This window comes from Acidianus ambivalens (genome assembly GCF_009729015.1).
GTDB lineage: Archaea > Thermoproteota > Thermoprotei_A > Sulfolobales > Sulfolobaceae > Acidianus > Acidianus ambivalens.
Map to the genome: position 1 here is coordinate 2,217,469 of NZ_CP045482.1, position 14,639 is coordinate 2,232,107.

Here is a 14,639-nt window from a genome sequence, read left to right on the forward strand (position 1 = left end):
TTACTTATAGTAAATGTTTTCTATATATTTTCTGTATTCTTCTGCGGTCTTATTCCAATCATATTTTAACGATTCTTCATAACTTTTTCTAGACAGTTCCTTCATAATATTTTCATCTTCTGTTATATAATCAATGTATCTTGCCATCATGTTAACGTCTTTGTAAGGAACAACAAAGCCGTTAATTCCTTGTTTTATTATCTCTGGCAAAGATCCAGTAGAATAAGCTATTGCGGGAGTACCACAAGAATTAGCTTCAACTATTGTCATTCCCCAGCCTTCTATAAAAGATGTAGACAATATTACCCAAGATTTTCTATATAACTCGATCTTTGTCTTTTCATCAATTTTTCCTAAGTATTGTATTCCTTCTTCTTTTGCTATTTTACTAAATTCGGTAGAAAGCTCTCCTCCTCCTGCAACTATGAATTTTACATTCTTATTTTTTATTCTTCTCTTTATCTCTATTATGTCAAAAGGATTCTTGTATTTCATCATCCTTCCTATCCAAAAAACTATAGGAATTTCACTCTTTATTCCAAGGTTAAACTTGTTATGGTCAACTCCATTGTAAATTACAGTTATTTTATTTTCGTCAACTCTCAATTTTTTTATTAAATCCTGCTTTGTAGTGTTAGATACTGAGATAATATATTTATAATTCCTTATTCTTCTTTCTGCAAGTCTTACTACTTCTGCTAAAATAGGATTTAGTTCAAATTTTACTACATCTTGATGAACGTGGTGAACTAGTGCTATTGCCTTATCATTAACTAGGTAAGAGAAGAAAGGTACAGCATGTGCCACACTATCTATCACTATTTCATGTCTTTTAGCTTCAATAAGTGAGTAAAAATGTAAAGTGAACTTATTTCCTTTTCTAACTATTTTTATTCCATCTATATACTCAGAATCCGGTCTCCCTTTTACTTTTTCTGATAGCCAAGTAACTTCTTTCAACCTCTTTCCAATCTCATAAATTACGTTTTCTGCACCACCAGCATTAGGGTGAAATGGGTCCCTATGATTTATAAAAATAATATCCACGGAACTGTTTTATTCCTGAAAATTTTATCTTCTTTGTATGATATCTTTAATACTTTCTGAGGAAAACCCTACCTTGCCTAACGATATTAAACTGGTGTTTAACGATGTTAAGGTATTTTACATGAAGTATTACCCAGGTCACGGGATTAGAAAAGACGAACAAGAAAGAATGTATAAGGAATTATCCTTAATAAAGAACGAAGTCGAGAAAGGCGATGTGATAGTTTATGCAAGGTCTTACGGAGTATTTTATAGGGATGGCATGAATAGACTAAAGAAATTCTTTTCAAAGCCAGTAGTTGTCTCAACTGAGGCTATAATAGATAGGTTAAGAGAATTGGGAGCAAAGAAAGTTTATGTAGTAACTCCTTATAATCAGAGAAGGCATGATTATGAAATAAAATGGATTCAAGGCTTTGGATTTCAAGTGGTTGGCTCAATCGCCTTAGGTAGAACTGGAGGACCTGCAATAGCTTCAACTCCTCACGAACTAGTTATAAATGCAGTTAAAGTTGCTCAAGAATCTTCCGCAGATGCTATTTATGTGGCCTGTACGATTCTTTCAACTCTCCCCATTCTTGACAAACTTTCCGGTAAGCTTCCCGTTGTTACTGCTGCCTCTGCTACTGTCGACAAGGTTAAAGAGATTATTAACCTCAGAAATAATGTTTAAGAAATCTCTAGCCCATAGAGTGAACACCTTGTCCTTATCTAAGTCAGTAAACCCGTAAGGATGTATTACCCTAGAAATATTGGCATAAATTCTCATTAAATTTGTCGTACTCTTTCCTGTTATGTATTCTGCCAAGCCTATTAATGCACTAGCCTTTGGCATAGCTAAAGTAAAATAATCAGCCTGCCTATGGCAGAATTTGCATTTTGCAGATATTCTCACTCTTAAATTATCCTCCAACTCATCTATGCTCATTGAGTATTTTTGGAATTTCAAATGTTTTCTGCAAACAGGAGCACCCATGAGGTAAACCGAATATTTGTTTAACTTTAGTGCTCTTCCTGCGGCTTTCTTTATCCTTCCAATTCCTTCACTTGCAGCCCTTATAATGTAACCTTCATCAACTAATACATGCCATTGTCTTTCCTTTAGAAGTTCTAAGTATTTCTCTTCTGTTGCAGATACGAATATTGATAATGAAGCTCTTTCAATTATAAATCTGTTGCTCTCCTCTGCTGACCTCAGATAACCGGCCAGCGCGTTTTTATATCCGCTGTGCATTGCCGAAATAATATCTTCCGCAAATAGCACTCCTTCCAATAATTTTTCTTCCTCTTCAATCTCCTTCCTTACGTAATTTTTGAATCCTGGGTAAGCCTTAGGAGCATTATTTATTAATTGTAATGTTCCTTCTTTTCTCTCTAAGAATTTCATAATTTTCTCGCACTTTTCTGTTCTGCATTCCACTAGGAAATCTATACCGTTGGATTATCAAATTTTTCGCATTTCTGTTATGTCAGAAAATTTTACGTTACCTTGAGCGTCAAGGTAGATAGGGATAAGAAGGTTTTAGGGAAAGAGTTAAGGTAATCTTATGAGAAATTTCCCTAATATCGCCAAAAAGTTTTTAAGGAATGACGCAAAGTAATCTCACATGACTACTGTAAAGTTCAAGTATAAGGGAGAGGAGAAGGAAGTAGATATTTCGAAGATAAAGAAGGTTTGGAGAGTTGGCAAAATGATATCGTTCACCTACGACGACAACGGTAAGACTGGTAGAGGAGCAGTTAGCGAAAAGGACGCGCCAAAAGAACTACTAGAGAAATTAGAGAAGAAATAAAGCAATAAGTTATAAAAAACTAATATAAAATAAAATATTTTTATTATTTTTGTATCTATTTTTGAGAATAACTCTTACCTATAATTTTAGCTATTGCGAATAATACACCTATTCCTTTTTGTACGTCATCGTCTGTCATTTGTTTCACTATCCCTCCTAAAGTAACCTTAGGAGGATTAGTAAGCAATTTAGTTGCCTCATCACTGCTTAATGCCTTCATTATTTTTAATATTGACGGATTTAATGCATAATTTAAGAACTCTTGGGCTCTAGGCAAGAAATCTAAAAGTAAAGATAATGTAGTGCCTATATTTGTTATTGCATCATCAGTTAGCGCATCTCTTAAGCTCTTTAGTGCATAGGCAAAATTAACCAATACGTCAAATGCCCCACTTTCCTTTAGCTCTTTTAGCTTTGTTATTGTATAGTTAATAGTACTCGCCTGGCTAATGATTTGGTTAACATCATTGGCGTGTTCACCGGTAGTGGATAAGAGTAACATAAATGTAGATAACATATTACCCAAATTCTGGATAGAATCGTCATTTAATGCATCTTTTAGCGATTTTATTGCATAAGAAAAGTTTATTATTGCGTCTAAAGCTCCGCTCTCCTTTAATTCCTTGATTTTTTCCAAGGAATCGTTAATTGTGGGTAAATAATCTAAAAACTTAGAAAGTTCCTCTGCTTTCTGTTCATCTATTTTAGAAGTTAGTTTTTCAACTGCAGCCGTCCTTATCACCTCATACTATTGCTTTTGCAGTTACTGTCCAGTATAGTTTATTGTAAAGTAACTTACCCCACCAATGAACATATGAGGGAGGCGGCGGAATTGGAGGATAGTTATAATTAAACCTTATGTAAGTCCCTGAGTCCAATCCAGTAGCAATGTAGCAAAATACCGAACCGTCAAACAGTTTTGTAGAATTATTTCCTCTTATGTCATTAACTATGTTTCCTGCCACAACGTAAGACTCGAAATCTGCGGTTGAGCCTGCTTTTGAAATTGGCAAATCGGTTGTATCGCCTATTATGTAAACGTCTGAATGATCCTTCATCTTAAGAGTGAATTTATCAGTAGGAACCCAGTTTCTTCTATCGCCAATGCCAGAGTCTTCTATTACTTTAGCACCTTTATGAGGTGGAACTCCTAAGGCTAGATCGAACTTTAACTTTTCACCTTCTTGGGATTCTATAGTTTTCTCTTCTGGGTTAACTCTGGTTACGTTGAAGGGAGATACTACTTTTATTCCTCTTTCTTCAAATATTTTTATCATTACATCATTTGTAGTTTTAATTCCAAAAACTCCTGGGACAGGGTAAGTATATATTATTTCAGTCTTTTCTCTTAATCCTCTTCTCCTTAGGTAGTCGTCGAGCATTAAAGTCATTTCCATAGGTGCAACTGGGCATTTGTGAGGTAATTTAGCTACGTTGATCACTACAGTTCCTCCAGTAAAGGACTGTAAGACTTCCCTCAATTTTTGTGCACTTTCTAAATCCCACGGTGAGTAAACTGCTCTATAGCCTGGTACTTCATTCCACTGTAAATGCGATCCAGTGGCTATTACTAGATTGTCATAATTATATGCAGTTCCATCTGCAGTTATTACCGAATGATTTTGAACGTCTATTTTACTAATTTCCTTTATTACTAACTTTATCTTTGGATCAAGTAATTCTTTTTCATTCCTAATTATTTCCCCAGTATCTGTAACTCCGAAAGGAATTAGAAGTTGGCCGGGTTGATAAATATGTCTATCTGAGGCATTTATTACTATGATTTCTACTTCTCCTTTCTCAAGCTCCGTTGATAATTGCCTTGCTAACCTATTTGCAACAATAGTTCCAGCTATTCCTCCGCCTGCAATTATTATCCTTTTCATTTTCCAACCACCACTACGAAATTATTTCTCTCTTTTCTCTCTTCAAATATTTTCAGTCCTACAGTTTTTGCCCAGTTTACAACCATGTTTTTTGTCTCCTCGTCTTTGAGTAAGGCCTCTACTGCCTCACCTTGGTTTATTTCGTCCATTAATCCCATTAATTCTCCTATTGGTCCTGCGCAAGATGTTCCAGTTAGGTCTACCTTTTTATAAATCTTAACCATTGACATCTCAAATTAAATAGTATTATTCCGTATTTTAAATATTTTGCTTATTTTATGAAGTTTTTAGAATATTAAATAGATATTAGCGAAAGATTATTTTTATAAAAATTAATATTAATGAGAGAAATGGTATAAGACGATGTAATATATAGGGCTTTGGTTTTTAATTTTCTTCTCTTAACGGTAAATTATGGATTTAGGATTTCCTCTAAATTCTTCAGAATTAGTAAGAAAATGTATAGCAATACTTGGCATAAGAGGTTCTGGAAAATCTAATACTGCAAAAATTTTAGGTAAAGAGCTCATTAAAGATGGGTTTCCTTTAGTTGTCATTGATCCTGATGGGGAGTATGATTTTCAAGAGGCATTAAGAATAGAAGACTTTAACCTAGATCCTGAGGTTGCGGTAAAGGATGTGCTAGAAAGGAAGAGGTCATTAATAATTGATATGAATGAATGGAACGATGAGGCTTTTAATTTTCTTTTCAAGTTTCTTGACTCGTTATGGAATTTATCCAAAATTTATAGAACTAATGTTTTCCTAGTAATAGAAGAGGCACACGAGTTTATACCCCAAGGTGAAAGGACTAAAATAAGCGAAGAAATTACCAGATTAGCGTTAAGGGGGAGAAAGAGAGGAATTGGAATGATAATGATTAGTCAAAGGTCTGCTAGGGTAAATAAAGATGTTTTAACACAGAGCGAAGTTTATTTCCTTCATAAGGTAGTACATCCAGCTGACCTTAAAGTGTATAGAGAAATTTTACCTTTGAAAGCAAAAGAAGTTGCAGACGTAGTTAAATCTTTAGATGTGGGGGAGGCTTTATTTTATATGAACGGAAGGGTTGAAAAGGTTAAAATAAGGAAGTATGATGAAAGTACAACAAATAGTCAGTTTGCCGAGAATTTAGCATAATTCTTTCGCTAATTCTTTGCTTATTCTCCTTATTTGTTTAAATCCTTTATAATTATGATTTCTTAAACCTTTCATTGTTCTTGGAATGTGCATAAGTTCATGTGTTATTACGAATATCTTATCGTTACATTCAAGATTGTCGAATTTTTCTGAAACCACCTCTACAATATATAAGATGTCTTCTCCAAGTACATATCTCCATTGAGGAGGCAAAGTTAATGTCCTAGCTATTGCAGTAGTTTTAGAATTTCTACTCCTTAAGAAAACTACTTTGTTTAAATCTATTCCCATATTAGCCTCTTTATTAATCCTTAAGGCTAATTCTTTTACGTCTTCAGCTTTCTCTAGTTTAAGCACTCGACTAATTAATTATAAAAATATTTGAAGTTTTATGATAGAGGAGCTCTTCCTAAAGGAGCTTTCTTATTTAAACTTTCAGCAATAACTTGAACTAAGCCGGTATACCATGCAGCAATAGCAGTTAATATTCCAGTATATCCACCAGCGTGGACTAATAAAGTATTGCACGTCATTGAGCCTATACCTAAGAGGAAGAATGTTATCCACAATAGTAGGAAAGTTGCAAATAATCCTAGGTTAGTTTTGAACGTAGCCAACCACATTATTAACGTAAATATGCCGAAGGCTATTAATACTAAGCCTACTCCTTGTGCTGTTATATTTCCAAATATTCCTAAAGCTGTTAAAAAATACCATTCCCAAAAAGCTCCATACGTGAAGAACGCTACATAGCCGAATGTATTTCCTCCTTTCCATTCCAGTATTCCTGCTAATAGTTGCGCTAGACCACCGTAAAACGCTGCTAGACCTAATACTACCCCTGAACCTGAAGTTATTAACCCAGCGTTGTATGTACTTAAAACTAATGTAGTTAAAGCGAATCCAGATAACCCTAATGGGGCAGGATTTGCTCTTTTTTCTTCTGTCATGGCGAATTTTCTGTAATATAATAAAATATAAATCTTTTGTACTCCAACTCTTTGAGAAATTCTTAAAAATTGTCTAACTTAAAAGTCTGTCATGTCAGAAAATCTTCCATTTGAGGAGAGGTACTATCAGCCTCCTTATAAGCAACTTTACAGGCAATCACTTGAAGAGCCAGAAAAATTCTGGAGAGAAATGGCTGAAGGTTTAGAATGGTTTTCTCCATTTGATAAAGTTTTAGATGAATCAAACGCTCCGTTCTATAGGTGGTTTGTTGGAGGTAAGATTAATATAACATACAACGCTTTAGATAGGCAGGTAAAAGTTAGGAGAAATAAGATTGCAATTTATTGGGAGAACGAAAAAGGTGAAAGTAGGCAACTAACTTACGGCGAACTTTATAATGAGGTAAATAGGTTTGCAAAAATACTTCAAGATTTAGGAATAAAGAAAGGAGATAGAGTTCTAATTTACTTACCTTTAATGCCAGAATTACCAATTGCAATGCTAGCTTGTGCAAGGATTGGGGCAGTTCATAGCGTAGTTTTCTCAGGATTTTCTACTCAGGCAGTTATTGATAGAATAAACGACGCAAAGGCTAAGTTAGTTATAACTACCTCCCATACAATGAGGAGAGGTAAAAGAGTAGAGTTAAAAAGAATAATAGATGAGGCAGTTTCTCAAACTCCTTCAGTTGAGAAAGTACTTGTAATAAAAAGGGATGAGGAGATAGAATTAAATGAGGAAAGGGACGTATTATATCAAGATTTAATTAAGAGGACTGGGTATAAGAAAGTAGAACCGGAGGAGACTCTATCTACTGATCCATTATTCATTCTTTATACTTCTGGAACTACAGGAAAACCGAAAGGAATCTTACATTTACACGGTGGATATGGGTTATGGACTTATTTGACTACTCAATGGGTCTTCGACTTAAGAGACAACGACATATTCTTTAATACTGCAGATATAGGTTGGATAACTGGCCACTCTTACATAGTTTATGGTCCATTGCAAAATGGGGCCTCAGTACTAATGTACGAAGGAGTGCCAGATTATCCTAATCCAGATAGGTGGTGGGAATTAGTAGAGAAGTATGGAGTTACTGTATTCTACACTTCTCCTACAGCAATTAGGTCTTTAATGAGATATGGCGAAGAATGGGTAAAGAAGCATGATTTAAGTACTTTAAGGATTTTAGGAAGCGTTGGAGAACCTATAAATCCGGAGGCATGGAGATGGTACTTTAAGAACGTTGGCAATTCTTCTTTACCTATAGTAGATACATGGTGGCAAACTGAAACAGGAGGAATAATGATTTCTGCAACTCCGGGTTTAGGTAATTATTTACTTAAGCCTAGTGCTAACGGATTACCATTACCGGGAGTTGATGCAGATGTATTCACTGAAGACGGTAAGCAGGCAAAGCCCAGAGAAAAAGGATACATTGTAATCAAGAGACCTTGGCCCGGCATGCTTGCAGGAGTTTGGGGAGATCCAGAAAGATACGTAAAGACTTACTTCTCAAAATTCCCTGGAGTATATTATCCTGGAGATTACGCCGTTAGAGATGAAGAAGGATTCTTCTATATATTAGGAAGGGCGGACGAAGTATTAAAGATAGCAGGGCATAGAATAGGAACTAGAGAAATAGAGGACATATTAATCTCTCATCCTGCAGTTGCAGAGTCAGCAGTAATAGGAGTCCCAGATCCAGTTAGAGGCGAAGTTGCAGTAGCTGCAGTTGTATTAAAGCAGGGTTATCAACCATCAGAAGAATTGAGGAAGTCGTTAATAGAGTATGTTAAGAACAATTTAGGGCCTATAGTAATATTTGGCGGATTATATTTCGTAAGTAAATTACCAAAGACTAGGTCTGGAAAGATAATGAGGAGAGTAGTGAGAAGTGTAATTTCTGGCCAGCCTTTAGGGGATGTATCAACTTTAGAGGACGAAACTTCAGTAGACGAACTGAAGAAGGTCATAGAAGAATTTACTAAGGAAATACAAGGGCAACAAAACGAGAAAAAGTGAAAAACTCTTTTCTTTTAGTGTTCTATCATAATTACCTTCGCTTTTGCACCACTCTTTGGCCAGGTTATTACGCTAACTAATACTAAAAGTATTGAAGCGAAGCCGAAACCGTCTACCCATCTAGAAATGGTACTTACTCCGTATATTAATGTAAGTAAACCAATAATTATATCGGCAATTCCTCCGACGAAACCTCCAGCGTTATATGCAAAGCCTGAAAGGAATCCCCTTACTTCAGCCGGAACTGCGTCTGCTAATAATAATGGCATTAAAGGCCAAAAACCAGTAAAGAAGGCAAATATTATTACGCCTGCAGACATTCCTACGACGTTAATCATTGTAGATAATAAAGGAACTGCAAAAGGAAGTCCTATCATTAATCCTGTTAATCCTATGTAAATCAGCTTCTTTTTATCATACCTATCCGCTAATCTTCCGAAAAGAATGAATGAGAAGGCTAATACAATATTAGCAATAGTCATTAGTATACCTAATACATAAGCTGGGAGATGATCTACTTCTGCAACTTCTGTATAATTTCCAAATACTGCAAAATATGCTGTAAACATTCCTGACATTCCTAAAGTTGCCTTAAGGAGGACTCCCATGTATTCTTTATATCTAATAGCTATTTTGCTAGAACCTTGTTCTTTAGTGTCCTTTACTTTTAATTGAATATAAGGTAAGAGAAGGAGAGGTAATGCTCCAGTTAATAAGAATATCCTCCAGTCGGTAACTATGCTTGAGATAAATATTAAATAAGTTACACCAGTAAGAGAATAACCTATACCGTAACCTGCTTGAACTATTCCAGTTACGAAACCTTTTAAGGATCTAGGCGCTTGTTCATAAGCTATTACTGTTCCTGCGGTCCACTCTGCCCCCATGAATATGCCTTCAATTAGTCTAAATATAAATAGTAAAATAACGTTAGGAGAGAAAGCCATCAAACCTTGGAATAATGCGTATCCCCCAGTCCCTATCATTAATACTGGTTTCCTTCCTATTGTGTCGGCGTATTTTCCGAAAACAATTCCTCCTATTACTCTGCCTATAAGGCCTAGGGCGAAAAGTATTGAGATTTCAAAGTAATTTAAGTTAAACACGTTTTCGAGAATACCGTAAACGTAAGTTATTAGTAATAAATCATATATATTACCAGCCCACGCTAAGGAAGACGATATTGTAGCGTGAATATAAGATTTCATAAAACTTGTGAAAGTACGTTAAAATAAAAGGTTTGTTTATTTAAAATTTTCAAAACTTTCATAGAACTTTAAAATCAAAATTAAGAGTTTTTATCGTCAAGTTCATGTATTCAACCTAGTTCTTAAAATATTTTAGTATATCTATAGTGATTAAAATTAAGGTTTAAACAAGGCAAAAATCTAAATGATTTAATACGCGTTTTTAATAAAGTGCGTTTAATACTTTAAATATGGTCAATGTTATAGTTAACGGGAAAAGTAAGTACAATTTAGATAATAATTGCCAAATATACTACGGTTATTTCGACTTACAAGATTTAGTGAATTCTTTGAGTATTTTGGACTCTTCTGGTTATTTAAGGATTAGGCGAATGTTGGCTTGGAATCTTTATTTTCATTTATCTAGAAATTATTCCGATCAGTTGAGAAATTTATATTATGTAATTTATGAAATATCTGCAATTATAAGGGAACTCAATTTTAGGAATATAAATCCGGCTTATGCATTGCCTTCAATTCTTAATAATATAAATACTTCAATGAAACTTTCTTGGAAAAATGGCGAGTTTTCACTAAAAGATCCTTTAGAAATCTCTTGTGAAATAGACCTTAATGCGGAAATAAATAAATTAATAAAATTGGAAGTAGAGGGCAAAGGTAAAATTTCCGTAAGAGAAAACGAAATAAAAAGCAGTAATGAAATGGATCTATACAAATTATCTGATGTAAAAGGATTAAGTCTAGAATCCGAATTCTTTTATAGAGATGGTAAAGTTAATGTAAAAATTGATCTAAAATTTAAGCCAGAAAATAGAGGTTTAAATAAAGAAATAAATGCCGAAGACTTAAACAAGGTACTTAGAATTACCGCAAAAGAAGTTAATGAAAAGGCAATTAATTCTCACGAATTTTTTGAAGACTTCATGGTAGGAATAATGGAGACTCTTATACAACCGTTTCTTGAGAAATATAAGAATGAGTTGGCAGAAGTCTTAGGTTTTAAGGAAATCCTGTATATTCCTGCAGGGAGGCACTTCATTTTAAACGCTGAGGAGTCAGCATTAAATAATGAGGAAATAACTCAATTATTCTCAGATTCATGTCAATTGGCAATAAATAGAATAAAAGAAGGTAAAAGTTCATTTTTCGACAGCTTTTCCTTGCCTATAAGCGTTAAAGGCGGGCTAGTATTTTATGAAGATTCTCAGATAACTTCCTTAGCTTCTCGTTCTATAAAATCCTTGGCAACAATTATATTGGAGGTTAACTCGTTAAAAGATCAAGCATTGATAATAATGGAGTCTCCAGAGGAATTTTTACTTGATGAAGATAAAAGTAGAATCGTGAATATCTTGGAAAAACTGATGGGAAAAGGTAATAAGGTTATAATACACACGTGGGATAAGAAATTCTTGGAATATTTTAAGGAGTGCAATGTATATAAAAATGAAAAATTAGTTTAAAGTTTAGAAACTTCTTTTAAAATGAGAAAAAGAAGTAACTTACAGTCTTTTTAAATTTAGTAAATTAAGAATAAGTGTTAAAGTTAAACTAGGAAAAATGCAATGCAGAAATTCATTCATGCTACAATCTCAGCTTTCTTTTCTTGGGCAGGAAATATTTACGATTTACTAATAGTTACTTATGTATATTATTATTTCGAAAAATGCTTGGGTTTAAACGCAGTAGAAGGAACCTTGCTTTTTGCCTTAGGTTTAATATTCAGAGTAATAGGAGGTTATACTTTTGGTAAGATAGCGGATCAAAGAGGAAGGAAGCCAATATTAATAATAGGGACTGCAGGATATTCTGCATTTCAAGGTTTAATGGCTTTTTCTCCTAATGCAATAATATTACTAGTTGCGAGAGCTTTACAAGGATTATTCATGGGTGCCCAATGGACTGCAGGAACTGTAATAGCTTATGAACAAGCTCCTCCAAGCGCTAGGGGACTAATTAATGGAATTGTCCAAGCAGGCTACGGCGTAGGTTATGCATTAACTGGAGTAGCTTTTATAGAATTTGCTCCAGCAATGAGCGGTATTGGTTGGAGGTTATTTTTACTTACTGGGGCAATTCCAATAATTTTGTTACCTTATATAATTTTGAAAGTATCAGACGTTAAAGTGTCTAGGAGAGTTGCAAGTAAAGTTAATGTTAAGGAATACACCAAGATTCTAATTAGGGCGTCAATAATAATATCTGGAATGTTCTTCTCTTATTATTCAATATTTGCAGTTTATCCAGATTTGGCTGAATATTTAGGCTTATCTAAGGACTTTGTTGGCTTAATGATGACAGTTGCTAATATATCCTTGGCAATATCTTTCATAGTGTATGGCAGAGTTGCAGACTTCATAAATAAGAGGAAACTAATAACTTATGGCGTTATTGGAGAAATTATAGGTCTACCAATGATGTTGCCAATAATAGTAAAATCGCCAGGACTAATGCTTATAGGTTTATTAGTATATTCAATAGCTACTGGATTTTGGCCATTAGCACCTCTGTTGATAGTAGAATCTGTACCACCGGAAGTTAGGTCAGCGTTAACTGGATTGTCTTACAATTTAGGTAGCGTTGTTGGTGGCGTAGGATCAATAACTATGGGTACTTTAGTTCAAATATTTGGTTTAGCTAATTCTCCTTTATTTGGAAATATTCTAGGATATTCATCTTTGCTTATAGTTTTAATAACATTATTAACTTGGCCTAGAGGAACTGTAATTACAAAAAATAAGTAACTTTAGTAAGCAGGTTCTGTCACGTATTTTTCAATTTCCTTCTCCATTACTGTAAGCAATCCCCATTCTCTATCAAATCTTTTATAAACTTCCTTATATCCCATTTTCTTGTAAAATTCTATTGCGGTATCTAAAGCCTCAAGTTTTATTAATTTCTTACCTTTAATTTTAGCTAAATATTCTGCAAAATCCAGTAATCTACTGCCAACTTTTTCAGCCTTTACTAGTATGTTTCTAGCTAACATATCAATTAACAAGCTATCGTTATTCTCTATTATATCAATAACGCCGGCTATATTTCCATCAATATCCAAGACATAAACTAAGTCTCCTTGCAATTTCCATAAATAATAGTCCTTAAGAGAGTACTTGTCCATTCTATAATCTCCACTCTTAAATGGTTTTGCTGTATCTTCAATTCTTATTTCACGTAAGCCCCATAAAGGGGCATTAACGCGATTTTTCAAGACTAAGTTTCTTTCTTACGGAGAAGGATTTATTTGACTTAAATAGAGATTTTTGATGCATATTTTTACTTCCCTTTCTATTTTTACCTTTCTCAAAGGGGTTAATAAGGATATCATTCCTTAATTTTTAATAAAAATAAGTAAATGATTGAAGAGAGTATTATTATAAATCCTGAGAATAACCAAAGTATCCTAAATCCTAAGGAAGTTATAATGATAGATGCAATTAACGGGGCCAGTATACCACTGCTTTGCCAGAAAAAGTTTGCAAAACCAGAAACGCTTCCAGCGTTCTTGCTATCAATTACTGATACTGCACTGGAATTAGCAGGGGTTATTATAAACCTAACAAATCCCATAATACTCGCTATAATAAAGATTTGAATCATAGATAAATAGTATGAGAGGTTAAAGGTAAGCAAACCGTATATCCCCTCAAAAAATGCAAGGGAATTTTTGATTCCTATCTTTCTTATTATATAACCAGCAATTACTGTTGAAGGAATTCCGGCTAAAGCAAGCATTGAGTAAGTTAAGCCTGCAATATAAGAGTTCATTCCTAGGGTTAGGAAGTATTTATATACATAAAGTGTTATTATCCAATAAGAAAGAAAGAAAAGGAAACCTGAAAAGCTGACTATTATAACGTTCTTATTTTTAGCTACCAAGAAGAGGGATTTCTTTTCAATTTTAGAGTTTTTAATAGGAATTGGCAAGTAAGATAGAGCTGTAAACAATGATATTATTGAAATTAAGTAATAAGGGAACCTCCAGCCAAAATTAATACTTAAATAGGGCAACGTTACTCCCGCTAATACTATAGATAACGGCCACGCTAGGCTATAATAGCCTATTGCTATTGGTAATTCTTTGCTAGAGAATCTACAGGATAGAATTCTAATTGTCGTAGGATAAATCCAGCCTGCAAATAATCCCATTAAAAGGCTTGAGAAATATTCAAAAGCTATCGAATTCGCATAGCCTGAAAGAAAAGAAGCAAATGACAGCCCTAAGAGTGATATTATAGAAGTTACCTTAGGGTAACTATTTGCAATAAAGCCAGAAGGAATCTGAACTATTACGTATCCTATGAAGAATAAGGAAAATATTATACTGTCTTGCAATTCTGTAGGCTTAAGAGAAGAATAAACTGAAACTATACTCCAAGCAATCCTAGAAAAGTAACTTAGAAAGAACGATAGGGAAGTTATGAAGATTACCAGAACAGGCTCTGATTCTTTTTTACTTTTCATATTAAAATATGCTAAAACTAAAGCTTTTAATAGTGTCTTCTTTTAGTTGTTAATAAGCTACAAGAAGTCTGAATTCAGAACTAATTTAAGGACTTAAGTTTATATGATATGTATGCATA

Annotated in this window: 16 protein-coding genes; 6 read left to right on the forward strand and 10 right to left on the reverse strand. The window is 34.1% G+C overall.

Features of this window, described 5'->3' with window-relative positions:
• The gene (locus D1866_RS12850; protein WP_155861198.1) at positions 1–1,047 is read right to left on the reverse strand and encodes a glycosyltransferase family 4 protein; all 1,047 of its coding nucleotides are present in this window, start codon (positions 1,045–1,047) and stop codon (positions 1–3) included.
• 37 nt (positions 1,048–1,084) lie between these two features.
• Here D1866_RS12850 and D1866_RS12855 point away from each other — a divergent pair, with 37 nt between their 5' ends.
• Entirely contained in the window at positions 1,085–1,720 is a 636-nt protein-coding gene (locus tag D1866_RS12855; protein WP_152940409.1) for an aspartate racemase/maleate isomerase family protein, read from the forward strand.
• Here the strand turns inward: D1866_RS12855 and D1866_RS12860 are convergent.
• A complete protein-coding gene (locus D1866_RS12860; protein ID WP_231136339.1) occupies positions 1,610–2,467 on the reverse strand; it encodes a hypothetical protein in 858 nt (285 codons plus the stop codon). The genes D1866_RS12855 and D1866_RS12860 overlap by 111 nt on opposite strands.
• A gap of 187 nt (positions 2,468–2,654) precedes the next feature.
• Between D1866_RS12860 and sul7d the strand changes: the two genes are divergently transcribed.
• Positions 2,655–2,840, forward strand: coding sequence for a Sul7d family chromatin protein (gene sul7d / locus D1866_RS12865; protein WP_013775800.1), 186 nt, complete (start codon positions 2,655–2,657; stop codon positions 2,838–2,840).
• A 55-nt stretch (positions 2,841–2,895) separates the two neighbouring features.
• Here sul7d and D1866_RS12870 read toward each other — a convergent pair whose 3' ends face one another.
• From D1866_RS12870 to D1866_RS12880, 3 genes are read right to left on the reverse strand one after another with little or no spacing between them, the layout of a single operon-like run.
• On the reverse strand, positions 2,896–3,582 hold the full coding sequence (locus tag D1866_RS12870; RefSeq protein ID WP_155861199.1) for a helical membrane plugin domain-containing protein: 687 nt from the start codon (positions 3,580–3,582) through the stop codon (positions 2,896–2,898).
• A gap of 1 nt (position 3,583) precedes the next feature.
• Positions 3,584–4,726 (reverse strand): NAD(P)/FAD-dependent oxidoreductase, encoded by a 1,143-nt coding sequence (locus D1866_RS12875; protein ID WP_152940411.1) that lies wholly within the window; start codon positions 4,724–4,726, stop codon positions 3,584–3,586.
• Entirely contained in the window at positions 4,723–4,950 is a 228-nt protein-coding gene (locus D1866_RS12880) for a sulfurtransferase TusA family protein (protein WP_152941395.1), read from the reverse strand. Before D1866_RS12880 ends, D1866_RS12875 begins: the two co-directional genes overlap by 4 nt.
• A 190-nt stretch (positions 4,951–5,140) precedes the next feature.
• On the opposite strand from D1866_RS12880, the gene D1866_RS12885 reads away from it, so the two are divergent.
• Complete coding sequence (locus D1866_RS12885; RefSeq protein WP_152940413.1) at positions 5,141–5,866, forward strand: ATP-binding protein; 726 nt, start codon at positions 5,141–5,143, stop codon at positions 5,864–5,866.
• Here D1866_RS12885 and D1866_RS12890 read toward each other — a convergent pair.
• Both D1866_RS12890 and D1866_RS12895 read right to left on the reverse strand, forming a co-directional pair.
• Complete coding sequence (locus D1866_RS12890; protein ID WP_231136340.1) at positions 5,858–6,223, reverse strand: putative metallopeptidase; 366 nt, start codon at positions 6,221–6,223, stop codon at positions 5,858–5,860. The two genes, D1866_RS12885 and D1866_RS12890, sit on opposite strands and share 9 nt — an antisense overlap.
• 32 nt (positions 6,224–6,255) lie before the next feature.
• Positions 6,256–6,816 (reverse strand): acetate uptake transporter, encoded by a 561-nt coding sequence (locus D1866_RS12895; RefSeq protein ID WP_152940415.1) that lies wholly within the window; start codon positions 6,814–6,816, stop codon positions 6,256–6,258.
• Between the two features lie 91 nt (positions 6,817–6,907).
• On the opposite strand from D1866_RS12895, the gene acs reads away from it, so the two are divergent.
• A complete protein-coding gene (gene acs / locus D1866_RS12900; protein WP_152940417.1) occupies positions 6,908–8,848 on the forward strand; it encodes an acetate--CoA ligase in 1,941 nt (646 codons plus the stop codon).
• A gap of 14 nt (positions 8,849–8,862) precedes the next feature.
• Here acs and D1866_RS12905 read toward each other — a convergent pair whose 3' ends face one another.
• Positions 8,863–10,056, reverse strand: a complete 1,194-nt coding sequence (locus D1866_RS12905; RefSeq protein ID WP_152940419.1) for an MFS transporter — start codon at positions 10,054–10,056, stop codon at positions 8,863–8,865.
• A gap of 230 nt (positions 10,057–10,286) precedes the next feature.
• On the opposite strand from D1866_RS12905, the gene D1866_RS12910 reads away from it, so the two are divergent.
• Positions 10,287–11,519: a hypothetical protein gene (locus D1866_RS12910; protein WP_152940420.1), complete on the forward strand. Its 1,233-nt coding sequence runs from the start codon at positions 10,287–10,289 to the stop codon at positions 11,517–11,519.
• Positions 11,520–11,621: 102 nt separating this feature from the next.
• Positions 11,622–12,800, forward strand: coding sequence for an MFS transporter (locus tag D1866_RS12915; RefSeq protein ID WP_152940422.1), 1,179 nt, complete (start codon positions 11,622–11,624; stop codon positions 12,798–12,800).
• Between the two features lie 2 nt (positions 12,801–12,802).
• Here D1866_RS12915 and D1866_RS12920 read toward each other — a convergent pair whose 3' ends face one another.
• Positions 12,803–13,267 carry a GNAT family N-acetyltransferase gene (locus D1866_RS12920; protein ID WP_269199634.1) on the reverse strand — a complete coding sequence of 155 codons (465 nt, stop codon included), beginning with the start codon at positions 13,265–13,267 and terminating at the stop codon, positions 12,803–12,805.
• Between the two features lie 113 nt (positions 13,268–13,380).
• Positions 13,381–14,520: an MFS transporter gene (locus D1866_RS12925; protein WP_152940426.1), complete on the reverse strand. Its 1,140-nt coding sequence runs from the start codon at positions 14,518–14,520 to the stop codon at positions 13,381–13,383.
• Positions 14,521–14,639: the final 119 nt, after the last annotated feature.

Excerpts from the sequence above, each read along its gene's own strand:
- D1866_RS12925 (WP_152940426.1), bottom strand. The coding sequence starts at position 14,520 with ATGAAAAGTAAAAAAGAATCAGAGCCTGTTCTGGTAATCTTCATAACT.
- acs (WP_152940417.1), top strand. The coding sequence starts at position 6,908 with ATGTCAGAAAATCTTCCATTTGAGGAGAGGTACTATCAGCCTCCTTAT.
- D1866_RS12895 (WP_152940415.1), bottom strand. The coding sequence starts at position 6,816 with ATGACAGAAGAAAAAAGAGCAAATCCTGCCCCATTAGGGTTATCTGGA.
- D1866_RS12910 (WP_152940420.1), top strand. The coding sequence starts at position 10,287 with ATGGTCAATGTTATAGTTAACGGGAAAAGTAAGTACAATTTAGATAAT.
- D1866_RS12915 (WP_152940422.1), top strand. The coding sequence starts at position 11,622 with ATGCAGAAATTCATTCATGCTACAATCTCAGCTTTCTTTTCTTGGGCA.
- D1866_RS12880 (WP_152941395.1), bottom strand. The coding sequence starts at position 4,950 with ATGGTTAAGATTTATAAAAAGGTAGACCTAACTGGAACATCTTGCGCA.
- D1866_RS12875 (WP_152940411.1), bottom strand. The coding sequence starts at position 4,726 with ATGAAAAGGATAATAATTGCAGGCGGAGGAATAGCTGGAACTATTGTT.
- sul7d (WP_013775800.1), top strand. The coding sequence starts at position 2,655 with ATGACTACTGTAAAGTTCAAGTATAAGGGAGAGGAGAAGGAAGTAGAT.
- D1866_RS12905 (WP_152940419.1), bottom strand. The coding sequence starts at position 10,056 with ATGAAATCTTATATTCACGCTACAATATCGTCTTCCTTAGCGTGGGCT.
- D1866_RS12885 (WP_152940413.1), top strand. The coding sequence starts at position 5,141 with ATGGATTTAGGATTTCCTCTAAATTCTTCAGAATTAGTAAGAAAATGT.
- D1866_RS12855 (WP_152940409.1), top strand. The coding sequence starts at position 1,085 with ATGATATCTTTAATACTTTCTGAGGAAAACCCTACCTTGCCTAACGAT.